The following is a 24487-nucleotide window of genomic DNA, read 5'->3' as shown; positions in this document are numbered from 1 at the left end:
CGATGGTCATGGGCATGGCCACCGCCAGAGACGCCTGGCGAGGTAACTGCCGCATTTCCACGAAAGGGGTGGGTCGTAACCGCAAAGCCACGCCGCCGCCTGGCAGAATCCGGATCTTGGCCTGGCCGCATGTTCGATCGGCTGCGCCGGCCCACTTCGTGGAAACAACCTGCAGCGTCGAATCCGGAATTCTCACGGATTGAGACAGGGAAAGACTTCCGCGCGCCAAAAGCACTAAATCGCGACTGGATCACTTACCACGGGAAAGTATTAAAATTATATTTCCACGCGACGAGAATTGATTATCAATTTCCGCGTGCTTCCGTTAACACAAAAAGGGCGACCTACTCGTTGCCGGAGCGACGGAGCTGGAGGCGCACAAGCGCAACGCGCTTTTCCAGATGGTGCGATGACCGCCCGCTGCAGACATGCCGGCAGTGCACGCGTACCGATGTCGATATCCAAAGCCGATCGCCCGGTCGGGAGCGGGCCGCAGCACGCCCGCAGCGGAGCCGGCGGCGCAGCGTGCAGGTATTGGGAGGTATCTGAAGTAGCTGCCGCTTCGTGCTCAATGCGGCAGTTGTGCGCGACCTGCGGCAGTCAGCACCGCCAGCTCGCGTTCGCCCGCCCGTTCCACCCGCACCCAGCCCGGCCCCGCCTGCCCGGCGAGTTCGGCATCGCCCAGCCAGGCCAGGGTGCGCAACAACACGCTCATGCGCACGTCCAGGCGCTTGCACACGCGGGCCAGCGCCATGCCCTCCGGCGCTTCGGCCAGCAAGGGCAGCAGGCGCGCGGTCAGCAGCGGATCAGCGGACAAGCGCCACACCGATGTCGCGCGGGGCGGCCGCGGCGGCATCGGCCAGATGCGCGGTGACCACCACCGGAATCGACTTGGAGGTGGGCGTGCGCGCCTCGTCGGCGAAGCTGGACAGGGGCACCAGCGCATTGGTCTCCGGGTAGTAGGCGGCCAGGCAGCCGCGCGGGATGTTGTACTCGACCAGCATGAAGCGCTTGGCCTGGCGCGGCACGCCGTCCTCGCACAGGCTGTGCAGGTCCACCCAGTCGCCCGCCCGCATGCCCAGGTCGGCGATGTCGGCGGCGTTGATGAACAGCACCCGGCGCTCGCCGAACACGCCGCGGTAGCGGTCGTCCAGGCCGTAGATGGTGGTGTTGTACTGGTCGTGCGAGCGCGTGGTGGCCAGGGTGAACACCAGCTCGCCCGGATGCTGCCGGCGCGCGCGGTGGATCGGGTTGTCGGTGGGCACCGCATGCGGCTTGAACACCGCGCGGCCCTCGGGCGTGTCCCACACGCGATCGCGTGCGCCATTGGACAGGCGGAAGCCGCCCGGCACCCGCACTCGCGCGTTGAAGTCGGCGAAGTCGTCGAACATCTGCGCGATCAGGTCGCGGATGCGATCGTAGTCGGCCACCAGCCAGCGCCAGCGTATCGTGCTGCGCGCACCGAGCGTGGCCTCGGCGAGGCCCGCCACGATCGCCGGCTCGGACAGCAACTGCGGCGAGGCCGGCGGATTGATGCCGCCGGACAGGTGCACCATGCTCATCGAATCCTCGACGCTGACGTGCTGCGGTCCGCCCTCCTGGATGTCGATCTCGGTGCGGCCCAGGCACGGCAGGATCAGCGCGTCGCGCCCGTGCACCAGGTGGCTGCGGTTGAGCTTGGTGGTGACGTGCACGGTCAATTCGCAACGGCGCAGCGCGCGATGGGTGGCATCGGTATCGGGCGTGGCGGTGGCGAAATTGCCGCCCATGGCGAAGAACACCTTGGCGCGGCCGTCGGCCATCGCCTCGATCGCACCGACCGTGTCGTAGCCGGGCGCGCGCGGCGGGGCGAAGCCGAACACCTTCTGCAGCCGGTCCAGGAACGCCTGAGGCGGCTGCTCGTAGATCATCATGGTGCGGTCGCCCTGCACGTTGCTGTGGCCGCGCACCGGGCACAGGCCGGCGCCGGGGCGGCCGAGGTGGCCGCGCAGCAGCAGCAGGTTGGCGATCATCTGGATGGTCGCCACCGAATGCTTGTGCTGGGTGATGCCCATGCCCCAGCAGGCGATCAGCCGCTCGGCCTTGAGGTAGATCTCGCCGGCCTTGCGCAGTGCGGGCTCGCTCAGCCCGGATTCCTCGACGATGGTGTCCCACGGCTCGGCCGCGACCTCGGCGGCGAAGGCCTCGAAGCCGGCGGTGTGGCGGTCGATGAACTCCATGTCCAGCAGCCGCGGCTGGCCGCCACTGGCCGCCTCGGCATCGCGCTCCAGCACATGCTTGATGATGCCCTTGACCGCGGCCAGGTCGCCGCCGATCTTCAGCTGGAAATAGTCCGAGGAGATGCGCGTGGAGCCGTTGTGCAGCATCTCCAGCTTGTCCTGCGGATCGGCGAATTTCTCCAGGCCACGTTCGCGCAACGGGTTGAACGAGACGATCGCCGCGCCACGCTTGGCCGCCTGGCGCAGTTCGCCGAGCATGCGCGGATGGTTGGTGCCCGGGTTCTGGCCGAAGATGAAGATCGCATCGGCCAGCTCGAAATCCTGCAGCGAGACGGTGCCCTTGCCGACCCCGATCTGCGCCTTGAGCGCAGTGCCGGACGGCTCGTGGCACATGTTGGAGCAGTCCGGGAAGTTGTTGGTGCCGAACTCGCGCACGAACAGTTGGTACAGGAACGCGGCTTCGTTGCTGGTGCGGCCGGAGGTGTAGAAGATCGCCTCGTCCGGCGAGGCCAAGCCATTGAGGTGCTGGGCGATCAGCGCGAACGCCGCATCCCAGTCGATCGGCACGTAGTGATCGGTGTCGGCGTCGTAGCGCAGCGGCTGTGTCAGCCGGCCCTGCCCTTCCAGCCAGTAGTCGCTGTAGCGCGCCAGTTGCGCGACGCTGTGCTGGGCGAACAGCTCCGGGGTGGCGCGGCGTGCAGTGGATTCGGCGGCTACCGCCTTGGCGCCGTTCTCGCAGAACTCGAACGTGGAGGTGTGGTCGCGGTCGGGCCAGGCGCAACCGGGGCAGTCGAAGCCGTCGGGCTGGTTGGCGTGCAGCAGGGTCTTGGCCCCCTGCACCGCCACGTCCTGCTCCATCAGGTGCTTGGCCACGGCGCGCAGCGCGCCCCAACCGCCGGCCGGTTGCGTGTACGGCTGGATGGTCTTCTTGCTCATGCGGGCTCTCCGGCGGGTTCGGTCTGCGCTAGGCGCTGCGGATGGCTGTAGACGACGTAATCGTGATCGCGGGCGAAGCCGATCAGGGTCAGGCCAGCGCTGTCGGCGAGCGTGACGGCCAGCGCAGTGGGTGCGGAAATGGCGGCCAGCAGCGGGATGCCGGCCTGGGTCGCCTTCAGCGCCATCTCGTAGCTGGCGCGGCTGGTCACCACGGCAAAGCCGGCGCCGGGATCGAGACCGGCGCCGACCAAGGCGCCGATCAGCTTGTCCAGCGCGTTATGGCGGCCGACGTCTTCGCGGATCAGTTGCAGGTCGCCCTGCGCATCGGCCCAGGCGGCGGCATGGGTGGCGCCGGTCAGCGCGTTGAGGGTCTGCCGCGCACGCAAGGCACGCAAGGCGCGGGCCAGCGCCGCGGCCACGATGGGCGCGCCGGCCGGCACCGGCCGCGGCGTGCGCAGCACCGCCTCCAGCGACTCGCTGCCGCACACCCCGCAGCCGCTGCGCCCATCAAGGTTGCGGCGCCGCGCCTGCAACGCCGCGGCCTGCGCCGGCGGGATCCGCAGGCGCAGCGACACGCCCTCCAGATAGGTCTCCACCGCCTCGATGCGCAACTGCGCCGGCGTCTCGACGATGCCCTCGCTGAGCGAGAAGCCCAGCGCGAAATCCTCCAGGTCTTCCGGCGTGGCCATCATCACCACGAACGGCGTGTCGTTGTAGGCGAACGCCACCGGCACCTCGGCCGCCACCAGATCCTGGGCAATGGCCGTGCGCCCGTCGCGATGGCGGTGCACGCCGCGCGCGACCGCACCTGGCCTGGATGACGCACCCGACTGCATGGCGACCCTCCGACTCAGTGAAACAGCACGAACGCTTTCTTCAGGGTGACCCAGATGCCCCACAGCATCGGCAGCCCGACCGCCAGCCAGGCCAGCACCAGCAGCAGCGGATTGCCGCCGCGGCCGACCAGCGCCAGCTGCGCCGCATCCGGCGACGCCTGCCCGCTGCGGCCGACCCGCTCGTGGGCCAGCAGCTTCTCCGCGGCCAGCTCCTCCGGGGTCATGAAGTGCCTGGCCGCCACCGGCCGTACCAGCAGGTTGCAGATCAGGCCCAGCACCAGCATCCCCGCCAGGATGTACATGGTGGTGTTGTACACCTGTGAGGGCGGCACGCCCATGCCCAACTGGTACTCGCGCATGTAGCCGACCACCACCGGGCCGAGGATGCCGGCGGTGGCCCAGGCGGTCAGCAGGCGGCCGTGGATGGCGCCGACCATCTGCGTGCCGAACAGGTCGGCCAGGTACGCGGGGATGGTGGCGAAGCCGCCGCCGTACATCGACACGATCACGCAGAAGATGCCCACGAACAGCGCAGTGCCGCCGAGCTTGCCGGCCCACGGCGCCGCCGCGTACAGGGCGATGCCGAGCACGAAGAACAGCGAGTAGGTGTGCTTGCGGCCGAGCTTGTCGGACATGCTGGCCCAGAAGAAGCGCCCGCCGATGTTGAACAGGCTGAGCAGGCCGGTGAAGCCGGCGGCGATGGCGGCAATGGCGGCCAGTTGCGTGGGATCGAGGCTGGCGAAGCCGGCGTTCACGCCGATCAGGCGGCCGCCGAACACCTCCTGCAGCATCGGCGAGGCCATGCCGATCACGCCGATGCCGGCCGACACGTTCAGGCACAGCACGCCCCACAGCAGCCAGAACTGCGGGATGCCCCAGACCTTGCGCACGTGCACGTGGTTCGCGGTGATCATGGCGTTGGCACTGGCGGTCGGCGCGCTCCAGCCGGCCGGGGTCCAGCCGCTGGGCGGCACCCGGTAACCGAACGCGCCGGCCATCATGAACACGAAGTACAGGCCAGCCATGACCAGGAAGGTTTCCTTCACCCCCACCGAGTCCGGGCCGGCGAAATGCCGCATCAGCGCGTCGGCCAGCGGGCTGCCGATCATCGCGCCGCCGCCGAAGCCCATGATCGCCATGCCGGTGGCCATGCCGCGGCGGTCCGGGAACCATTTGATCAGCGTGGACACCGGCGAGATGTAGCCCAGCCCCAGGCCGATGCCGCCGATCACGCCCGAGCCCAGCCACAGCAGCCAGATCTGGTGCAGGTGGATGCCCAGCGCCGAGATCACCAGCCCGCCACACCAGCACAGCGCCGCGACCACGCCGGCCTTGCGCGGGCCGGCGCGTTCCAGCCAGCCGCCCCACAGCGCCGCCGAGCAACCCAGCAACACGAAGAACAGCGTGTACATCCACTGCAGTTCGCTGATCTTCCAGTCGCAACTGGCCGAGACGATGCGCGCCAGGAAGCCCATGTCGGCCGGGCAGGCCACCGCCTCAGTGATGCCCAGCGCCTTGGACAGCGGCAGCCAGAACACGCTGAAGCCATAGGCCATGCCGATGCACAGGTGGATCGCCAATGCCGCAGGCGGCACCAGCCAGCGGTTGAAGCCCGGCCCGGCAACGATGCGTTCCTTCGAGAGCAGGCCGGCACGATCGGTCGGCGCGGAACCGGCAACGCGGTGCAAGTCGTTCATCTGGTGTCCCCTCGGATGCGTCGGCGCCCTGGGTGCGGATGACGTGCCGGCGGCCTCTGCACGATGCCGCCTGCGAACGGCCCGCCGACGCGCGACCGCACGCGCCGAGCGTAGTACAAAACGCGCAGTGGTGCCGCGCCATCGGCCGGAAGTGTGCGGCTCGCCAATCCTTGTGCGGCGCACGACCGCCGGGCGCGGCCCCCGCCGATCCGCCAGCGCACGCGACGCCGGCCAATGCGCGATTCCGCCGGAGCCTGCCCGGTCGGTTAGGCTTGCGCCCCCTTGCCTGCGAAATCGTCCCATGCCCCTTCCCTACCGCTTCGGCCTCGCCGCCAGTCTGCTGCTCGCCAGCCACCTCGCCCACGCCGCCGCACTGCCCGCCGATGTACTGCACCAGCTACCGGCCGGCTACCAGCCGCTGACGCAGTTGCAGGCCGATCTCGATGGCGACGGCCGTGCCGACTACCTGGTCGCGTTGCAGCAGCGCGGCGAAGCGCAGCGCGATCCGGCCCCGGCACGACCGCTGCTGATCTTCGTGCAGCAGGCCGACGGCCACTACCGGCTGGCGGCGCGCAACGACCACGTGATCCTCAAGCGCGACCAGGGCGGCCAGTGCGATCCGTTCGATCCCGACGAGGATCCGTTCGCCGCCAAGGGCCGCTACTTCACCGTGCAGAACGGGGTGTCCTGCGGCCAGCACTGGACCGACTTCATCACCTTCCGCTACGACCCGCAGCGCAAGCAGTGGCTGTTCCACAAGCGCATCCAGCAGCGCTGGGAAATGAACCCCAATCCCACGCCCGACGCCGAGGCGCTGGTCAAGGATGGCGACAAGGTGCAGGCGGCCGATCCGAAGCATCCGGTCGGCTTCGCCGACTACGTCCCGCGCTGAGGCGGGAACGCGCCATCGGCAGGCCGCGCCGTCGTTATCGACACGCGCGGCCTGCCCAAGTACCGAGCGGCAACGCACCGCCACGGTGGCGCGTCATCGCCCTCCGTGCATGCGGCTTGCCCCGATGCTGTGTCACGCGCCGGTCCCGGCGCCGAACGAATGCCGCGTCCGAATGCGGCCAGCGCGCCGTCGCGGTGACCGGCACGCTGCGCGCTCCAATCCGTTCCTGGAGCGCCCATGTCCAGCTTCCGTTGTGTCGGCCTGCCGGCCGCGCCGTTCGCCGCCCTGTTCGACCTCGACGACGCCCAACTGCAGGCACGCCACGCGCAACGGCTCCACGCCGACAGCGCGCTGGGTTATCCCTGCAGGATCAGCCTGGAGGACGCACGGCCCGGCGAGGAACTGCTGTTGCTGCACTATCTGCATCAACCCGCGCAGACGCCGTACCGCGCCGCCGGCCCGATCTACGTGCGCCGCCATGTCGTCACCGCCGCACCGGCGCCGGGCGAGGTGCCCGATGCCATCGTCCGCCGCTTGATCTCGCTGCGCGGCTACAATGCCCGCGACATGCTGATCACCGCCGACGTGCAACCGGGCGAACGCATCGCCACCGCGATCGCCTGCGCCTTCGCCGACCCGCAGGTGCGTTACCTGCACCTGCATCATGCGCGGCAAGGCTGTTTTGCGTGCCGGGTGGAGCGGGAGCCGGGATTGGGGAGTCGGGATTGGGGATGATTGGCTGTACTGCGACCTGGAGCACCGCTGTCGTTTCGGGAACACCGCCGTCGTTGTAGGAGCGGCTTCAGCCGCGATGGCGTTACCAGAAACGCCTGTCGCGGCTGAAGCCGCTCCTACGACATCCGCGCCCGCAGCTGCGCTTTTGACCAATCCCCAATCCCGACTCCCCAATCCCCGCTACCCACCCAGATTGATCCAGGTCGCCTTCATCTCCGTGTACTTGTCGAAGGCATGCAGCGACTTGTCGCGGCCGTTGCCCGATTGCTTGTAGCCGCCGAACGGGGCGGTCATGTCGCCGCCGTCCCAGTAGTTCACCCACACGCTGCCGGCGCGCAGCTTGCGCGCCACGCGGTGCGCGCGGCCGATGTCGCGGGTCCACACGCCCGCCGCCAGGCCGTAGTCACTGTCGTTGGCCATGCGCAGGGCGTGCGCCTCGTCGTCGAAGGCGATCACCGACAGCACCGGGCCGAAGATCTCCTCGCGGGCGATGGTGTGCTCATGGCCGACCTCGTCGAAGATGGTCGGCTCCACGTAGCAGCCGCCGGGCACCACCTCCACGCGCTTGCCACCGAGCAGCAGGCGCGCGCCTTCGGCGTTGCCGCGGGCGATGTAGTCGAGCACGCGGTGGGTCTGGGTCTCGTCCACCAACGCGCCCATGGCCGCGTCGTCGTCGAACGGATGCCGCGGCTGCAGCGCGCGGCCGGCGGCGACCACGCACTCGACGAAGTTGTCCTTGATCGAGCGCTCCACCAGCAGACGCGAGGCCGCGGTGCAGACTTCGCCCTGGTTGTAGAAGATCGCCGCGGCCGCCGCCTGCGCCGCCTGCTCCAGGTCCGGCGCATCGGCGAACACCAGGTTCGGGCTCTTGCCGCCGCATTCCATGTAGGCGCGCTTCATGTTCGACAGCCCGGCGCACTGCAGCAGGCGCTTGCCCACCGTGGTGGACCCGGTGAATACCAGCCCGTCCACGTCCATGTGCAGCGCCAGCGGCTCGCCAGCGCCCTTGCCGAAGCCCGGCACCACGTTGAACACGCCGTCGGGTATGCCGGCTTCGGCCACCAGCTCGGCCAGGCGCAGCGCGCTCAACGGCGATTTTTCCGACGGTTTGAGCACCACCGAGTTGCCCGCGGCCAGCGCCGGCGCGATCTTCCACGCCGCCATCAGCAACGGGAAATTCCACGGCACGATCGCGCCGACCACGCCCAGCGGCTCGCGGGTGATCAAGCCCAGTTCGTCCTGCCCGGTCGGCGCCACTTCGCCGTACAGCTTGTCCACCGCCTCGGCGGTCCAGGACAGGCAGCGCACCGTCGCCGCCAGGTCGACCCGGCGCGCATCGCGCACCGGCTTGCCCATGTCCAGCGACTCCAGCAAGGCCAGTTCGTCGGCGTGGCGTTCGACCAACTGGGCCAGCGCCAGCAGGGTCTTCTTGCGCTGCGCCGGCTTGGCCTGCGACCAGTGCCCGGCCTCGAAGCTGCGCCGTGCCGCGGCGACCGCGCGGTCGATGTCCTCGGCCTCGCCCTCGGCGACGCGGCCGAGCAGGCGGCCATCGATCGGGCTGATGCAGTCGAAGGTCTTGCCGCTGGCGGCATCGACGTAGCGGCCGTCGATGAAGGCCTGGGTCCGCGGACGCAGCGTGTCGGCCAGCGCCTGCCAGGCGTCGCGGGTGCGGGGTGCGGTCATCGGGAACTCCTGCTGCGAAGGAAGGATCGGAAGAACGCGACGGCCAGCGGCGGCGCGGTGCGCATGCGGCTCAGAACGTGGCCGGCGTATTGGCGCTGACCAGCACCGCGGTCTCGCTGCCGACGTTGCGGAACCGGTGCGGCACCCGGCTCTCGAAATAGTAGCCCTCGCCGGCGCGCAGCACCCGCACCTGGCTGCCGACGGTGATCTCCACTTCGCCGGCCACCACCACCCCGCCCTCTTCGCCGTCGTGCACCAGCATCGCACTGCCGGTGTCGCTGCCGGGCGGCATCACCTCGCGCAGGATGCACATCTGCCGCTGCGGGCGATGCCGCCCGACCAGGTAGTAGTGGATACCGTCGCTGCCGACGTCGGGCAATTCGTCGGCGCGGTAGAACGGCGCATCGGCCGCGCCGGCGTCCAGGTCCAGGGTGAAGAATTCGGCCAGCGAGATCGGGATGCCGTCCAGCACCTTCTTCAGCGAACTGACCGACGGGCTGACCTTGTTCTGCTCGATCAACGAGATGGTGCTGTTGGTCACGCCCACCCGCTTGGCCAGCTCGCGCTGGCTCAGGCCGTGGGCGGTGCGAACCCGGTGCAGGCGGGCGCCGATATCCATCGCGAATGGGAATCGCCAGTGGCGGTGTTGCCGGATACTTTACACAGCCGTCCCAGGCGGTCAATTTCGCACGCCGCGCCCGTGCTGCGGCGCAACCGGGAAACGCCTGCAGCAATCGCGCGAACGGCGACACGCCGAGTCACACCGGGCGCGCCGGCATGGTGTAAAGTTTTTTCAACATCCCTCGCGTGGAGCCTGCGATGCGCCCTCAGCCGCCCCTCTCGCCCCAGGCGCTGTCCGACCACTACGCCGCGCAGGCCACCCGCGAGCCGGACACGCTGGAGGCGTTCTGGATGCCGTTCACCGCCAACCGCCAGTTCAAGGCGCGGCCGCGGTTGCTGGCCTCGGCCGAGGGCATGCACTACCGCAGCGTGGACGGGCGCCAGATCCTCGACGGCACCGCCGGGCTGTGGTGCTGCAACGCCGGCCACGCGCGACCGCGCATCGTCGAGGCGGTGGCGCGGCAGGTCGCCACGCTGGATTTCGCCCCCACCTTCCAGATGGGTTCGCCGTTGCCGTTCGTGCTCGCCGAACGACTGGTGGAACTGTCGCCACCGGGCCTGGACCACGTGTTCTACACCAACTCCGGCTCCGAGTCGGTGGACACCGCGCTGAAGATCGCACTGGCCTACCACCGCGCCCGTGGCGAGGGCCAGCGTACCCGCTTCATCGGCCGCGAGAAGGGCTACCACGGGGTCGGCTTCGGCGGCATATCGGTCGGCGGCCTGCCGAACAATCGCAAGGCGTTCGGTCCGCTGCTGCCCGGCGTGGACCATCTGCGACACACGCTTGATCTGGAGCGCAACGCATTCTCGCGCGGCCTGCCGACGCATGGCGCCGAACTGGCCGAGGATCTGGAGCGGCTGGTGACGCTGCACGATGCGTCCACCATCGCCGCGGTGATCATCGAGCCGATCTCCGGCTCGGCCGGGGTGGTGCTGCCGCCGCACGGCTACCTGCAGCGCATCCGCGAACTGTGCGACAAGCACGGCATCGTGCTGATCTTCGACGAGGTCATCACCGGCTACGGCCGCGTCGGCCACGCCTTCGCCGCGCAACGCTTCGGGGTGACCCCGGACATGATCACCACCGCCAAGGGGCTGACCAACGGCTGCGTGCCGATGGGCGCGGTGTTCGTGTCCCATGCCATCCACGCGGCGTTCGCGCATGGCCCGGCCAACGCCATCGACCTGTTCCACGGCTACACCTACTCCGGCCATCCGCTGGCCTGCGCCGCGGCGCTGGCGACGCTGGACACCTATGCCGAAGAGCAACTGTTCGACAAGGCGATCGAACTGGGCCCGGTGTGGGAGGAAGCGATCCACGCGCTGCGCGATCTGCCGCACGTCATCGACATCCGCAACTTCGGCCTGATCGGCGCGATCGAACTGGCGCCGCGCAAGGGCGCGCCCGGGGCGCGCGCCTACGAGATCTTCGAGCGCTGCTTCCACGAGGGCGACCTGCTGATCCGCGTCACCGGCGACACCATCGCACTGTCGCCGCCGCTGATCGTCGAGCCTACCCACATCGAGCGCATGTTCGCGGTGCTGGCGGACATGATCCGCAGCACGCCCTGACCCCACCCTCATCCACCAACCCACCGCCTGCGCTCCCCACGCGCCGCGTCTGCCTGGAGAACCGCTCATGCTGGTCGGCGTTCCGAAAGAGATCAAGAACCACGAGTACCGGATCGGGCTGACCCCGTCCGGGGTCCGCGAGCTGGTGCTGCACGGCCATCAGGTGCTGGTGCAGCGCGGCGGCGGCCAGGCCATCGGCCTGACCGATGCCGACTACGAACGCGCCGGCGCGCGCATCGCCGAGGATGCGGCCAGCGTGTTCGCGCAGGCCGAGATGATCGTCAAGGTCAAGGAACCGCAGCCCGAGGAATGCGCGCTGCTGCGCCCCGGGCAATTGCTGTTCACCTATCTGCACCTGGCGCCGGATCCGCAGCAGGCCGCGGCACTGCAGCGCTCCGGCTGCACCGCCATCGCCTACGAGACCGTCACCGACGGCCACGGCGGCCTGCCGTTGCTGGCGCCGATGAGCGAGGTGGCCGGGCGCATGGCGATCCAGGCCGGCGCGCATGCACTGGAGAAGGCGCAGGGCGGCTCCGGCGTGCTGCTCGGCGGCGTGCCCGGGGTCGCGCCGGCGCAGGTGCTGGTGATCGGCGGCGGCGTGGTCGGCATCAACGCCGCACGCATGGCGATGGGCCTGCACGCGCGCGTGACCGTGCTGGATCGCTCGCTGGAGCGGCTCAAGTACCTGGACGAACTCTACGGCCAGCAGCTGACCACGCTGTACTCCACCCGCGATGCGATCGAGCAGCGTCTGCCGCACACCGACCTGGTGATCGGCGCGGTGCTGATCCCCGGCGCGGCCGCGCCCAAGCTGGTGTCGCGCGCGCAACTGGCGCTGCTGCGGCCCGGCTCGGTGCTGGTGGACGTGGCCATCGACCAGGGCGGCTGCTTCGAGACCAGCCACGCGACCACGCACCAGCAGCCGACCTACGAGGTCGACGGCATCGTCCATTACTGCGTGGCCAACATGCCCGGCGGCGTGGCCCGCACCTCCACCTTCGCCCTGACCAACGCCACCCTGCCGTTCGTGCTGCTGCTGGCCGAACACGGCCTGCAGGCGCTGCGCGACGATCAGGACCTGCGCAACGGCCTCAACGTGCACGCCGGCAAGCTCACCCACCGTGCGGTGGCGCAGGCGCTGGGCCAGGACTTCGTGCGGCCGCTGGACGCGCTGGGCTGACGGTTGCCTGTGAGGCCGGGAATGGAGAATCGGAAATAGGGAATCGAAAAAGCACCGCAGCGCGCGCTGCACCGCAGCGCGCGCATTTGGCAATCAGTCAGCCGCATCGCTTGCTGTTGCTGTTGCTGTGCTGTTGCCAATCCCGATTCCCCACTCCCCATTCCCTACCCAAGGCCCGCCGCATCGCAACACATGCAGCCGGAGCCGGGTGTAGCCTTGCGCCACCCCGGCACCCGCCGGGGGCCACCGCCGCCACAGGAGACGCTCCATGATCAAGGTCAGTGTGATGTACCCGTACACACCAGGCGCCCGCTTCGACCATGCCTACTACCGCGACACGCACATGCCGCTGGTGCAGGCGCGCATGGGCGCGGCCTGCCGCGGCTACACGGTCGACAAGGGCCTGTCCGGCGGCACCCCCGGCAGCGATCCGACCTATGTCGGCATGTGCCATATCTTCAGCGACTCGGTGGAGGCGTTCCAGGCCGGCTTCGGCCCGCACGCGGAGGAGATCCTCGCCGACATCGCCAACTACACCGACCTGACGCCGGTGATGCAGATCAGCGAGGTGGTGGTGGGGTGAGGCTCGCGGCGCGAGCCGAGATTGGGCATTCGGGATTGGGGGATTGGCAACAGCACGCAGATTTGCGCATTTGCAAATCCCGAATCCGCCAATCCCCAATCCCGGCCCTCTACAATGCCGCCCCCACTGCCACACCGTGCCGCCCGTTGATGAACATCGTCGTCAAAGAAGACCTCAAGGCCTACATCGATCCGCTGACCGCCGACGAGTACGCCGCCCTGGAACGCAGCCTGCTGGCCGAGGGCTGCCGCGATGCGCTGGTGCTGTGGGGCGACATCCTGGTCGACGGACACAACCGCTACGGCATCTGCCAGAAGCACGGCCTGCCGTTCCAGACCGTGCAGAACACCCGCTTCCAGTCGCTGCAGGACGTGCACCTGTGGATGATCGACCAGCACCTGGGCCGGCGCAGCGTCTCCGATTTCCAGCGCGGCGTGCTGGCGCTGCGCAAGCGCGAGATCCTCGCCGAGCGACGCGCCGCTGCGGCCGCCGCGGACACACCGGCTGCCGACGCCGCCGACCAGGATGTCACCACTGACGCCGCGAACGATGCCGACACGCCGCCTTGGGCCGACGCGCCGGCGCCGCTGAGCCGCGCCGAGCTGGCGCGCGTGGCGCGGCTCAGCAACAGCCAGGTGGTGCAGATCGAGAAGATCCAGAAGCAGGCCGCCGCCGAGGTGGTGGAAGCGGTCAAGTCCGGCGCGATCTCGATCAATGCCGCCGCGGCGGTGGCCAGCCTGCCCGAGGAGGAGCAGCGCGCCGCGGCCATGGCCGGCAAGGACGAACTGAAGCAGGCCGCCAAGCGCGCCCGCGAGTCCAAGCGCAAGCCGAAGCAGGCGCCGCCGGCCACGTCCGATGACACGGCCCCGGTCCCGGCAGCGGATGCCGATGGCGACGCGACGCTGGCGCTGCGCCAGCGCGTGGCCGATCTCGAAGCCGAGAACCAGGCGCTGCGCGAGGAAGTGGCGGCGCTGCGCGCGCAGTTGCCGGACTGATCCACACGCAGGCCGTCGGCGCCCCGGTCTACCGCCGGGGTTGTCGCGGCCATGCAGCCGCGCTCACCGCGCACTGCGTAGACTCGCCCGCATGAGCGCGTCTCCCAACCTCACCCTGCCCCCCGATCCGCGCCGCGCGCAGCTGCGGCGGATGAAACTGCTGGCCGCGCTGTTGCTGCTGGCGATGCTCGGCGGCTTCCTGCTCAGCCATGCCATGGGCCTGCACGGCGTGTGGGCCTGGGTCGGCGCGTTCTGCGAAGCGGCCACGGTCGGCGCGCTGGCCGACTGGTTCGCGGTGGTGGCGCTGTTCCGGCATCCGCTGGGCCTGCCGATTCCGCACACCGCGATCATCCCGCACAGCAAGGCGCGCATCGCCGACAGCCTGGCGGTGTTCGTGCGCGACCAGTTCCTGGAACCGGGCGCGCTGCTGGCCAAGCTCAACGCCTTCGATCCCGCGGCGCGGCTGGGCCAGTGGCTGGCCGAACCGGCGCAGTCGGCACGGCTGGCCGATCTCGCCCGCGGCTGGGCGCTGCAGGCGTTGGACCTGCTGGACGAGGCCGCGGTGCGGCGCCGCATCCATGGCTTCGTGGTGGCGCGACTGCGCGACTGGGATGCGGCCGCCACCGCCGGCGAGCTGCTCGGCCTGCTGACCGCCGATGGCCGCCACCAGGCGCTGCTGGACGAAGCGCTGACCCGGCTCGGCCGGCACCTGGACGATGCCGCGGTCAAGCAGCGGGTGTCGGCGATGATCGTCAAGTACGCGCGTCGCGAGTGGCCCAAGCTGGTGGGCACCGTGGAATGGGTGAAGCCGGTCGAGGGCATCGCCGACACCCTCGCCGAGCGCCTGGCGCACGCGCTGCTGGAGGAACTGCAGGACGTGCTGTCGCAGCCGCAGCATCCGCTGCGCCAGGACTACGAGCGCTGGCTGGGCGGCTATGTGCAGCAACTGCGTGGCGACCCGGCCACCGCCGCCAAGGTGCAGGCGATGAAGCAGCGCCTGATCGAACACCCCGGCGTGCAGGAGTACGTGCAGGGTCTGTGGGACCAGATCCACAGCGCGCTGCGCGAGGACCTGTCGCGTCAGGATGGCGCGCTGGTGCAGCACCTGCAGCGCGCCCTCGGTGCGCTCGGCCAGTCGCTGGCGCAGGATCCGGCCCTGCGCGAAGCGCTCAACCAGCATCTGCTCGGCGGCGCCGAGCGGCTGACCCAGCGCCTGCGCAGCGGCGTCACCGAGCACATCGCACAGACCGTGAAGGGTTGGGACGAACGCCACCTGGTCGAGCAACTGGAACTGAGCGTGGGCCGCGACCTGCAGTACATCCGCTTCAACGGCACCCTGGTCGGCGGGCTGATCGGCCTGGCGCTGCACGCTGCCGTCACATTGCTTGGCTGAGCGTGGATGGCGAGGATGCAATGCCACGCTTGCGCGGTCGACCACGCGCCGACACGCGATGCGAGGCAGACACAGCGTGCCGCGGACCGCTCGCCCGCGACACACCGTGCCATCCACGCAGCAAGGTGTAGACACGCCGAGGCTCTTTCGTCGCCAGGGCTGGCGTGACCGCAGCACCCGCGCTAGCGTTGGGGCACGGCCCGCGGAACGTTCGCCATCACTGTGAACGCCATTCCGCAATCGGTCGGGGGAAAGCCGATGCGCGTGCCGAATGCGCGTTCGCCAAAGGAAGGGGAGCATGTCGAAAAAACGCCGGACACCCGTCGCCGGTCCTGCGCGACTGGCGCGGCTCGCCGCCCTGGCCGTGCTGGCCATCGGGTTGCTTGCCGCGCTGCTGATCGCGCACGGCGTGCAACAACGCAACCGCGCTCAGGCGCAGGCGCGGTTCCAGCAACTGGTCACGCATGTGACCAGCGATCTGCGGCAACGCCTGGACGTGTACGAGCATGGCCTGCGCGGCGCGCGCGGCGCGGTGATCGCGGCCGGCGGCGAGCGCATCTCGCGCGAGCGCTTCGCCCGCTACAGCGCTTCGCGCGACTACCTGCGGGAGTTTCCCGGCGTGCGCGGCTTCGGCTACGTGCAACGGGTGGCGCGTGTTGACGAGGCCGCGTTCCTGCAGCAGGTGCATGCCGACGGGGCGCCGTCGCTGCGGATCGGCGAACTGGCTCCGCACACCGGCGACCGCTTCGTCATCGTCTACATCCAGCCGACGCGGTCCAACAACGCCGCGGAGGGCTTCGACATCGCGTCGGAGCCGAGGCGGCGCGCGGCAGCGATCGCCGCCGCGCGCTCGGGCGTTCCCACGATCACCGCGCCGGTGCAACTGGTGCAGACGCCGGGCAAGGGCAAGGGCGGCTTCCTGCTGCTGTTGCCGCTGTACCGCGAAGGCCTGCCGCTGCAGACCCCGGAACAACGCTGGCAGGCCACCACCGGCTGGGCCTACGCGCCATTGAGCATCGCCGAGGTGCTGGCCTCCTCCGACGACCACAGCAACGCCGTGCGCCTGAGCCTGGCCGACAGCCAGACGCCGACACAGCCGTTCTACCGTGATGCCGCCCCTGCGCCCGCGGCCGACGCCCCCGCCGCCGAACGCAGCGTGCAGGTCTATGGGCGGCAGTGGCGACTCGGCGCACAGGCCACGCCCGGCTTCGTGCGCTCGCTCGACCAGCCCTCGCCGCTGCTGGCAGGCGTGCTGACCGCGGGCATCGCGCTCCTGCTCGCCTCCCTGCTCTATGTCTTCTTGACCAGCCGGCGCCGCCGCGACCTGATCTTGAGCGAGCAGAGCCAACTGGCAGCCCTGGTCGCCGGCACCAGCGAGGCGATCGTTGCCGAAGACCTGCAGGGCCAGATAACCCACTGGAACCCTGCGGCGACGCGCATCTTCGGCTACACCCCGGAGCAGGCCATCGGCCAGCCGCTGCAGCAGTTGCTCGGCGCGCGGATCCGCGATCCGGCCGACAGCGGGGACGGAGTGCGCGAACTGCGTCATCGCGACGGTCACACGGTCAGCGTGCTGGCCAGCGTTTCGCCGATCGTCGGGACCGGTGGCGACATCATCGGGCATTCGCACCTGCTGCACGACGTCACCGAGCAAGTGCGCGCGCAGGCAAGGGTGCTGGAGCTGAACGCCACGCTGGAGCAACAGGTGGCCGAACGCACCAGCGAACTGGTCACCTATTCGGCGCTGCAGCGCGCGATCCTGACCAACGCCGGCTACGCGATCGTCGCCACCGACCCGGACGGCGTCATCACCTTGTTCAACCCTGCCGCCGAAACCCTGCTCGGCTACGCCGCGCACGAAATGATCGGGCGCAAGGCCACCGGCCTGTTCCTGGACGCGGAACAACTGAGCGCGCGCGCCGAGCGCATGGCGGCGCAATCGGGCATGCCGGTGCAGCCCTCGTTCGAATCGGTGGCGGCGCTGTCCACGCTGGGACGCAGCGATACCCGCGAGTGGACCTACCTGAGCAAGGACGGCCATGCTTTCCCGGTGCTGCTCACCCTGAGCACGCTGCGCGACGACGACGACCGGGTGATCGGCTACCTCGGCATCGCGGTCGATCTCACCGAGCAGAAACGCCGCGAGCGCGAGCTGCGGCTGGCCATCGACGCGGCCGAGAGCGCCAACCAGTCCAAGAGCGACTTCCTGGCCAACATGAGCCACGAAATCCGCACGCCGATGAACGCGATCCTGGGCATGCTGTACCTATTGCGGCACAGCGCCCTGTCGCAGGCGGCGCAGGACATGATCCAGAAGATCGAGCTGTCCGCGCGCAACCTGCTGGAGATCATCAACGACATCCTCGACTTCTCCAAGATCGAGTCCGGACGCATCGACCTGGAATCGGCGCCGTTCGATCTCAACGAGTTGCTGGAGAACATCGCCGCGCTGATGACCTCGGCGACCAGCGCCAAGCCGGTGGAGATGATCGTCGAGCCGCTGCCGCCGGGCTGCCGCTGGCTGCGCGGCGATGCGCTGCGCCTGAACCAGGTGCTGATCAACCTGGTGGGCAACGCCATCAAGTTCACCGAACAGGGCGAGGTGGCGTTGTCGGTCCGCGCCTTCCCCGGTGCCGAACCCGGCAAGCTCAAGCTACTGTTCTCGGTGCGCGACACCGGTATCGGCATCCCGCGCGAGAAGCAGAGCCTGATCTTCTCGCCGTTCCTGCAGGCCGACACCTCCACCAGCCGCCGCTACGGCGGCAGCGGCCTGGGCCTGACCATCAGCCGGCGCCTGGTGGAGCTGATGGGCGGGCAACTGGAAGTCCAGAGCGCACCCGGCCAGGGCAGCGATTTCTACTTCGTCATTCCGTTCGCGGTGGCGCCGGCGCCGGCCGCCGATGCCGAACCGGCGCAGGCGCGGCGGGTGCTGATCGCCGACGACCACGATCTGGTACGACGCAGCCTGACCGACATCGCCAACGGCTTCGGCTGGCAGGTGGAAGCGGTGTCCAGCGGCACCGCCGCACTGGCCGCCGCCGCGCCGGAACGCGCCGAGTTCGACGTGATCCTGCTGGACTGGCGCATGCCGGACCTGGACGGGCTGAGCGTGGCCCAGCGCATCCGCGCGCAATCGGCGCCGGACCGGCAGCCGATCATCGTCATGGTCACCGCCTACGAGCGGCGCATGATCCAGGAGCAGCAACCTGGCGTCGCCGACGTGGATGCGGTGATGACCAAGCCGGTCACCGCCTCGGCCCTGCAGCGCACCATCGCCATGCTGCTGGCGCGCCGCAACGGCGAGATGCCCGCGCCGCAGACCGGCGACGGCATCGTGCGCCTGGCCGGGGCGCGCTTGCTGGTGGTCGACGACAGCGACATCAACCGCGAGGTCGCGCAGCGCATCCTCGAAGGCGAAGGCGCACTGGTCGATCTGGCGCAGGACGGCGCACAGGCGTTGCAGCGGCTACGCCGCGATCCCGGCCGCTTCCACGTGGTGCTGATGGACGTGCAGATGCCGACCATGGACGGCTACGAAGCCACCCGGCAACTGCGCGCCGATCCGGACCTGGCCGCCGTGCCGGTGATCGCCCTCACCGCCGGCGCCTACCGCCAGCAACAAGAGATGGCGCTGTCCAGCGGCATGAACGGCTTCATCGCCAAACCGTTCCAGGTCGACGAACTGATCGCGATCATCCGCCGGTTCCTGCCGCCGAACCTGACCCCGCTGCCGCTACTGCCGCTTGCGCCGCCACCGTCCGCGCTGCCGGCGGACGAATGGCCGGCCAGCGAGCCGGCATTGCTCGATACCGTCCAGGCGCAGCGGCTGTGGGGCGAGCGCGATCCGTATCGGCGCTATCTGCTGAAGCTGTTGCAGGAGTATCCCGATCCGGCGGCGAGCGTGCGCTCCCTGCTGGAGGCGCAGCGGCCGGCCGACGCCCTCTCGCTGGTACACAAGTTGCGCGGTTCGGCCGGATCGCTGGCGTTGCCTGCGTTGAGCGTCGCCAGCGCCGCACTCGAAGAGCGGTTGGGCACGGCGCCGACGCAGGCCGAGGCGGAGATCGCCGCGTTGGCCGCAGCGATGGCCGACACCGCTGCAGAAGTGCTGCGCTTCGCCGATACCATCCCGGTCGCGACGGCACCTGCGCCAGCATCCGACGCAAAGGTGGACCCGGCGACGCTGCAGGCGTCCTGGTACCAGGTGTTGCAGGCGCTGGACAGCGACGATCCGGATCGCATCGACCACACGCTGCGGCAACTGGCGCCCGTCCTGCCGGCGGCGCAGGCCGCCGAGCTGCAGCAGTTGCTGGAGAATTTTTCCTTCCGCGAGGCCGAGGCCAGAATCAGGCGATGGCTGGCCGATGCACACGACTGAGCGCGCGTAACGAGAGATCACCATGACCCAACCGTGCATCCTGTGTGTCGACGACGAACCCAGCAACCTGGCGCTGATCCGGCAGCTTCTGCGCGAGGACTACGCGCTGGTGTTCGCCAAGAACGGTGCCGAAGCCCTGCGCGGGGTGGCCAAGCACCGCCCGGCGCTGATCCTGCTGGACGTCGACCTGCCCGACGTCGACGGCTACACCCTCGCCCGCACCCTCAAGGAAGATGCGCGCAGCGCGGCGATCCCGATCATCTTCGTCACCGGCAAGGACAAGGCCACCGACGAGAGCATCGGGTTCGATGCCGGTGGCGTGGACTACATCACCAAGCCGTATTCGCCGAGCATCCTGCGCGCGCGGGTGCGCACGCACCTGTCGCTGGTCAGCGCCACCATCCTCGCCGACAGCCACCGCGACGCGATCGAGATGCTGGGCATGGCCGGCCACTACAGCGACTCGGACACCGGCACCCACATCTGGCGCATGGCCGCCTACGCCCGTGCGCTGGCGCTGGCCGCCGGCTGGTCGCGCGAGGACGCCGATCTGCTGGAACAGGCCGCGCCGATGCATGACACCGGCAAGATCGGCATTCCCGATGCGGTGCTGAAGAAGCCCGGGCCGCTGGACGCCGCCGAGTGGCAGGTGATGAAGCGGCACCCGCGGATCGGCTACGACATCCTCAGCCGCAGCAGCGCGCCGCTGTTCCGCCTCGCCGCCGAGGTCTCGCTGTACCACCACGAACACTGGGACGGCGGCGGCTACCCGGCCGGCGTCTCCGGCACGCAGATTCCCGAATCGGCACGCATCGTGGCGCTGGCCGACGTATTCGATGCCCTCACCTCGCCGCGCCCGTACAAGGACGCGTGGCCGCTGGAACAGGCGATGGAACTGTTCCGCGAAAAGGCAGGCAGCCAGTTCGAGCCGCGCCTGGTGCAGTTGTTCGAGGCGATCCTGCCGCAGATCCTGCAGATCCAGCACTACTGGAGCGAGCGCGAGGCCGAGGAAGACCTGCCGCAACGCGGCAAGGCGCAGGCCACGCTGCGGCACCACGGCAACTGATATAAGCCCCTCTCCCCCCGGGAGAGGGGTTGGGGTGAGGGTACGGCGCGAAGCGACTCGCAGAGATGGAGGACACGAGGCTTCGCCCGTACCCTCATCCGCCCCTTGGGGCACCTTCTCCCGGATGGAGAAGGAACAGCGCACTACGCTCAGCGACGGGCGTTACCGGTAACGCCATCGCGCTGAAGCCGCCCCCCCACAAAAACAGACGCGGCGCTGCGCCTCAGCGCCGCTGCAAGCGCCAGGCGCGGTGGATGCGCGGGTTGCGCTCGAAATCGGCGTCGATGGTCTGCGCGCTGATCTCCTCGCACACCGCGAACTCGGCCAGCGCGTTCTCGTCCAGCTTGAAGCGGCGGAAATTATTGGAGAAGTACAGCACGCCTTCGGGCATCAGCCGCGCCACCGCCGCGCGCAACAGCCGCACATGCTCGCGCTGGATGTCGAAATCCTCGGCGCGCGCGGAGTTGGAGAAGGTCGGCGGGTCGCAGAAGATCACGTCGTAGCGGTTCTTCTCCGCTTCCAGCCAGCTCAGCGCGTCGGCCTGCACCAGCCGGTGCTGGGCGCCGCCCTTGCCGTTGAACGCCAGGTTGTCGGCGCACCACTGCAGGTAGGTGCCGGACAGATCCACGCTGGTGGTGGAATCGGCGCCGGCTACCGCCGCCTGCACGCTGGCCACGCCGGTGTAGCAGAACAGGTTGAGGAAGCGCTTGCCGCGCGCCTGCTGCGCCATCACCCCGCGCAGCGGACGGTGGTCGAGGAACAGTCCGGTATCCAGGTAGTCGAACAGGTTCACCCGCAGCAGCGCGTCGTGCTCGCGCACCACCAGGAACTCGCCGCGCTGCTCGAAGCGACCGTACTTGCTGCCGCCCTTGCCGCGCTCGCGGGTCTTCAGCGCCACCTGTTCGGCCGGCACCGCGAACACCTCGCGCACGGCCGCCAGCAGTTCGTTACGGCGGCGGCGCACGTCCACATCGGGAATGCTGTCCGGCGCCGCGTACTCCTGCACGTGCAGGAAAGTGCGCGCCTGGCCGCCGTCCTCCTGGTACACGTCGATCGCCGCCGCGTACTCGGGCAGGTCGGCATCGTAGGCGCGGTAGCAGCTGATCCGCTCGCGCGTGCGCCAGGCCTTGAACTTGCGCAGGTTCTTGCGCAGGCGGTTGGCGACCATCTGCGCGCCATCGCTGAGCGCACGCGGTTCTTCGCTGGCACCGGCCCGCGGCGCGATCGCGATCGGGTCGCAGACGATCAGCGGGCATTCCAGCGCGCCGTTGAACATCTGGTACTTCTTGGCCGCGCGCAGGCCGGTGGCATAGGCCAGTTCGTCGCTGCCGCACAGCAGGCTGGCGCGCCACTGCGGCACCGCGCGCTTGAGCGCATCGCCCAGGCGCCGGTACAGCGCCGCGTCGGCGGCCAGGCGCTCGTCGTAGGGCGGGTTGCACACCACCGTACCCAGTGCCTGCGCCGGCGCAGGCAACGCGACGACGTCGTGCACGGCGAAGGCGATCGCCTCGACCACGCCGGCCGCCAGCGCGTTCTCGCGCGCCGCGCGCAGCGCATGCGGATCGATGTCGCTGCCGTACAGCACCGGCCGCAACGCGGCACGACCCACCTGGGCGCGCTGCCGCGCCTCGGCCAACAACCCGCGCCAGGCCGCCACATCGAACCCCAGCCAGCGGCTCGGCGCGGCGTCCGCATCGGCGTCGCCGCGCTGCTGCGCCGCCAGTTCGCCACGCAGCAGGCCCGGTGCGACATCGGCGGCCATCAGCGCGCCTTCGATCAGCAGCGTACCGCTGCCGCACATCGGATCCAGCAGGCCACCGCCTTGTGCATACAGCGCCGGCCACTGCCCGCGCAGCAGCACCGCCGCGGCCAGGTTCTCCTTCAGCGGCGCCTCGTTCTGCGCCTGGCGCCAGCCGCGCCGATGCAGCGAGCCGCCGCCCAGGTCCACCGACAGCGTGGCGCGGCCCTTGCGCAACGACAGGTTCAGGCGCAGGTCCGGGTGCTCCACGTCCACCGACGGCCGCTCCAGGCCCTCGCCGCGCAGCGTGTCCACCACCGCATCCTTGACCCGCTGCGCCGCGAAGCGCGCGTGGGTGATGCCGGTGCCGGACACATGCGCGTCCACCGCCAGCGTGTGCTGCGGCGCCAGATGGTTGCGCCACGGCAGCGCGGCCACGCCGGCGTACAACGCCGCCTCGTCGGGGCAATCGAAGGACTGCAGCGGCCACAGCACGCGGCTGGCCAGGCGCGACCACAGCACCGCGCGCTGCGCGTCCTGCAGGGTGCCTTCGGCATTGACCCCGGCGACGGTGGCGGTGGCCTGCGCCGCGCCGAGCGCGAGCAGTTCATCGACGAGCAGGTATTCCAGGCCCTTGGCACAGGAGACGAAGAATTTCACGGAAGGCGGACCAGGACAGACGGGAGGGAGGCACGGCGGACACCGCGCGCGTGGCGCATCGCAGCGCCGGATCCGGCGTTGCCGCGGCCGCGGATCGGGGGTGAGCACGCGAACGCGCCGCACCGCAACGGCGCGCAGAATACCACAGGGCCTGTGCGCCCCTGCCTGCCGCGCAACGCCCTGGCGTCGTGCGCGCCGCGACCGTCACGGGCCTCGCGCACCTGGGACAGCGACGTCGCCCGTTGCCGCTCGCGCCGCGACCGACCCGCGCCGTGGCAGGTGTGCCGGCGGCGCCACGGACACTGCAGCCTTGGCGCGCGCCGCATCGCTCAATGCGAGGCGACGAATCCGGCGCCGGGCATGGCCGGCGGTACCGCGAAATCGGCGCGCAGGCGCCGTGCCTCCGCCATCGGCGGCCGGCCGAACAGACGTTTGAACTCGCGGGTGAACTGCGATGCGCTCTCATAGCCCACCGCGTGGCCGGCGGCCGCGGCGGTCATGCCCTCGCGTGCCATCAGCAGGCGTGCCTGGTGCAGGCGGATCGATTTCAGATACTGCATCGGCGCGACCTGGGTCACCGCCTTGAAATGCGCATGGAACGAGGGCGTGCTCATCCCGGCCTCGCGCGCCAGCTGCGCGACGTCGAGCCGTTGGGCGTGGTCACGGTGGATGCGTCGCAGGGCGCGACCGATGCGGCCGAAGTGGCCCTGTTGCGCCAGCGCCGCGCGCAGCCCGTGGCCTTGCGGGCCCGTCAGCACGCGGAAGTACAGCTCGCGCACGAGGGCGCGGCCGAGGATCGCCGCGTCCAGCGGACGGCTCAGCACCTGCAGCAGGCGCTGCACGATCTGCCGCAAGGTGTCGTCCATCGGGCTGGACACCATGCTCGCCGGCGCCTGCGCCTCCGGCACCGGACCGACCTGATCGAGCTCGACCAGCAGCCCCGCCGCAAGCGGGAAGTCCAGATGCAGGTACAGCGCCAGCAACGGCCGCTCCGCGCTGCCGTCGGACTGCATGGTGAAGGGCACCGGGACGGCGACGGACAGATAGTGCTGCTCGTCGTAGACGAACACCGACTCGCCGAAATGGCCGCGCTTGGCGCCCTGGCAGACGATGACGATGCCCGGGTCGTACAGCACCGGCGTGTCGGTCAACGGCCGGTCCGAACGCAGCACCCGCACATCCGGCAATGCGGTCAGGTTGTAGCCCTCCTGCGGCGCCAGGGCACGCAGCAATTCCACGGTACTGGCGACGGCAGTCATAGAAACAGGCAAGAATTGCAGAGATCGCGGCATCGGACCGGCAC

At 69.8% G+C, this 24487-nt stretch carries 17 protein-coding genes; 9 read left to right on the top strand and 8 right to left on the bottom strand.

The features are described from left to right. Nucleotides 1-568: 568 nt before the first annotated feature. Genes GGR66_RS05265 through GGR66_RS05250 form a run of 4 tightly spaced genes read right to left on the bottom strand, consistent with a single transcriptional unit; the run spans nucleotide 569 to nucleotide 5688 of the window. Nucleotides 569-817, bottom strand: coding sequence for a hypothetical protein (locus GGR66_RS05265; protein ID WP_184447524.1), 249 nt, complete (start codon nucleotides 815-817; stop codon nucleotides 569-571). Beyond that, nucleotides 807-3155, bottom strand: a complete 2349-nt coding sequence (locus GGR66_RS05260) for an FdhF/YdeP family oxidoreductase (RefSeq protein WP_184447523.1) — start codon at nucleotides 3153-3155, stop codon at nucleotides 807-809. Before GGR66_RS05260 ends, GGR66_RS05265 begins: the two co-directional genes overlap by 11 nt. Then, nucleotides 3152-3991: a formate dehydrogenase accessory sulfurtransferase FdhD gene (gene fdhD / locus GGR66_RS05255; RefSeq protein WP_184447522.1), complete on the bottom strand. Its 840-nt coding sequence runs from the start codon at nucleotides 3989-3991 to the stop codon at nucleotides 3152-3154. The genes GGR66_RS05260 and fdhD overlap by 4 nt, the downstream gene beginning before the upstream one ends. Before the next feature lie 14 nt (nucleotides 3992-4005). Next, a complete protein-coding gene (locus GGR66_RS05250) occupies nucleotides 4006-5688 on the bottom strand; it encodes an OFA family MFS transporter (RefSeq protein WP_184447521.1) in 1683 nt (560 codons plus the stop codon). Nucleotides 5689-5989: 301 nt separating this feature from the next. Between GGR66_RS05250 and GGR66_RS05245 the strand changes: the two genes are divergently transcribed. After that, on the top strand, nucleotides 5990-6580 hold the full coding sequence (locus GGR66_RS05245; RefSeq protein ID WP_184447520.1) for a hypothetical protein: 591 nt from the start codon (nucleotides 5990-5992) through the stop codon (nucleotides 6578-6580). A 237-nt stretch (nucleotides 6581-6817) separates the two neighbouring features. Continuing rightward, nucleotides 6818-7315 (top strand): DUF1203 domain-containing protein, encoded by a 498-nt coding sequence (locus tag GGR66_RS05240; protein WP_184447519.1) that lies wholly within the window; start codon nucleotides 6818-6820, stop codon nucleotides 7313-7315. A gap of 180 nt (nucleotides 7316-7495) precedes the next feature. On the opposite strand, the gene GGR66_RS05235 is transcribed toward GGR66_RS05240, so the two are convergent. Further along, entirely contained in the window at nucleotides 7496-8998 is a 1503-nt protein-coding gene (locus GGR66_RS05235) for an aldehyde dehydrogenase (RefSeq protein ID WP_184447518.1), read from the bottom strand. A gap of 70 nt (nucleotides 8999-9068) precedes the next feature. Next, entirely contained in the window at nucleotides 9069-9617 is a 549-nt protein-coding gene (locus GGR66_RS05230) for a cupin domain-containing protein (protein ID WP_184447517.1), read from the bottom strand. Between the two features lie 200 nt (nucleotides 9618-9817). On the opposite strand from GGR66_RS05230, the gene GGR66_RS05225 reads away from it, so the two are divergent. The 7 genes from GGR66_RS05225 to GGR66_RS05195 all read left to right on the top strand — a co-directional run bounded on the left by GGR66_RS05225 (nucleotide 9818) and on the right by GGR66_RS05195 (nucleotide 20786). Next, nucleotides 9818-11194, top strand: coding sequence for an aspartate aminotransferase family protein (locus GGR66_RS05225; protein ID WP_255421597.1), 1377 nt, complete (start codon nucleotides 9818-9820; stop codon nucleotides 11192-11194). Between the two features lie 67 nt (nucleotides 11195-11261). Continuing rightward, a complete protein-coding gene (gene ald / locus GGR66_RS05220) occupies nucleotides 11262-12374 on the top strand; it encodes an alanine dehydrogenase (RefSeq protein WP_184447516.1) in 1113 nt (370 codons plus the stop codon). A 268-nt stretch (nucleotides 12375-12642) separates the two neighbouring features. Next, a complete protein-coding gene (locus GGR66_RS05215) occupies nucleotides 12643-12957 on the top strand; it encodes an EthD family reductase (protein WP_160965799.1) in 315 nt (104 codons plus the stop codon). A 149-nt stretch (nucleotides 12958-13106) separates the two neighbouring features. Next, nucleotides 13107-13952 carry a plasmid replication/partition related protein gene (locus GGR66_RS05210; RefSeq protein WP_184447515.1) on the top strand — a complete coding sequence of 282 codons (846 nt, stop codon included), beginning with the start codon at nucleotides 13107-13109 and terminating at the stop codon, nucleotides 13950-13952. Nucleotides 13953-14103: 151 nt separating this feature from the next. Further along, nucleotides 14104-15345 (top strand): DUF445 family protein, encoded by a 1242-nt coding sequence (locus GGR66_RS05205; protein ID WP_160965895.1) that lies wholly within the window; start codon nucleotides 14104-14106, stop codon nucleotides 15343-15345. Between the two features lie 298 nt (nucleotides 15346-15643). Then, nucleotides 15644-19720, top strand: coding sequence for a CHASE domain-containing protein (locus tag GGR66_RS05200; protein ID WP_184447514.1), 4077 nt, complete (start codon nucleotides 15644-15646; stop codon nucleotides 19718-19720). A 22-nt stretch (nucleotides 19721-19742) separates the two neighbouring features. Continuing rightward, on the top strand, nucleotides 19743-20786 hold the full coding sequence (locus tag GGR66_RS05195) for an HD domain-containing phosphohydrolase (protein ID WP_184447513.1): 1044 nt from the start codon (nucleotides 19743-19745) through the stop codon (nucleotides 20784-20786). 223 nt (nucleotides 20787-21009) lie between these two features. Here GGR66_RS05195 and rlmKL read toward each other — a convergent pair whose 3' ends face one another. Next, nucleotides 21010-23184 carry a bifunctional 23S rRNA (guanine(2069)-N(7))-methyltransferase RlmK/23S rRNA (guanine(2445)-N(2))-methyltransferase RlmL gene (gene rlmKL, locus GGR66_RS05190; RefSeq protein ID WP_184447512.1) on the bottom strand — a complete coding sequence of 725 codons (2175 nt, stop codon included), beginning with the start codon at nucleotides 23182-23184 and terminating at the stop codon, nucleotides 21010-21012. Between the two features lie 329 nt (nucleotides 23185-23513). Further along, entirely contained in the window at nucleotides 23514-24443 is a 930-nt protein-coding gene (locus GGR66_RS05185) for an AraC family transcriptional regulator (protein ID WP_221236359.1), read from the bottom strand. Nucleotides 24444-24487: the final 44 nt, after the last annotated feature.

Origin of the sequence: Xanthomonas sp. 3498 (assembly GCF_014199795.1) — a bacterium.
Taxonomy (GTDB): domain Bacteria; phylum Pseudomonadota; class Gammaproteobacteria; order Xanthomonadales; family Xanthomonadaceae; genus Xanthomonas_A; species Xanthomonas_A rydalmerensis.
This window is presented reverse-complemented; position numbering and strand designations above follow the sequence as displayed.

Excerpts from the sequence above, each read along its gene's own strand:
- GGR66_RS05250 (WP_184447521.1), bottom strand. The coding sequence starts at position 5,688 with ATGAACGACTTGCACCGCGTTGCCGGTTCCGCGCCGACCGATCGTGCC.
- fdhD (WP_184447522.1), bottom strand. The coding sequence starts at position 3,991 with ATGCAGTCGGGTGCGTCATCCAGGCCAGGTGCGGTCGCGCGCGGCGTG.
- GGR66_RS05230 (WP_184447517.1), bottom strand. The coding sequence starts at position 9,617 with ATGGATATCGGCGCCCGCCTGCACCGGGTTCGCACCGCCCACGGCCTG.
- GGR66_RS05205 (WP_160965895.1), top strand. The coding sequence starts at position 14,104 with ATGAAACTGCTGGCCGCGCTGTTGCTGCTGGCGATGCTCGGCGGCTTC.
- GGR66_RS05235 (WP_184447518.1), bottom strand. The coding sequence starts at position 8,998 with ATGACCGCACCCCGCACCCGCGACGCCTGGCAGGCGCTGGCCGACACG.
- GGR66_RS05215 (WP_160965799.1), top strand. The coding sequence starts at position 12,643 with ATGATCAAGGTCAGTGTGATGTACCCGTACACACCAGGCGCCCGCTTC.
- GGR66_RS05240 (WP_184447519.1), top strand. The coding sequence starts at position 6,818 with ATGTCCAGCTTCCGTTGTGTCGGCCTGCCGGCCGCGCCGTTCGCCGCC.
- GGR66_RS05210 (WP_184447515.1), top strand. The coding sequence starts at position 13,107 with ATGAACATCGTCGTCAAAGAAGACCTCAAGGCCTACATCGATCCGCTG.
- GGR66_RS05195 (WP_184447513.1), top strand. The coding sequence starts at position 19,743 with ATGACCCAACCGTGCATCCTGTGTGTCGACGACGAACCCAGCAACCTG.
- ald (WP_184447516.1), top strand. The coding sequence starts at position 11,262 with ATGCTGGTCGGCGTTCCGAAAGAGATCAAGAACCACGAGTACCGGATC.
- GGR66_RS05225 (WP_255421597.1), top strand. The coding sequence starts at position 9,818 with ATGCGCCCTCAGCCGCCCCTCTCGCCCCAGGCGCTGTCCGACCACTAC.
- GGR66_RS05245 (WP_184447520.1), top strand. The coding sequence starts at position 5,990 with ATGCCCCTTCCCTACCGCTTCGGCCTCGCCGCCAGTCTGCTGCTCGCC.
- GGR66_RS05185 (WP_221236359.1), bottom strand. The coding sequence starts at position 24,443 with ATGACTGCCGTCGCCAGTACCGTGGAATTGCTGCGTGCCCTGGCGCCG.
- GGR66_RS05260 (WP_184447523.1), bottom strand. The coding sequence starts at position 3,155 with ATGAGCAAGAAGACCATCCAGCCGTACACGCAACCGGCCGGCGGTTGG.
- GGR66_RS05200 (WP_184447514.1), top strand. The coding sequence starts at position 15,644 with ATGTCGAAAAAACGCCGGACACCCGTCGCCGGTCCTGCGCGACTGGCG.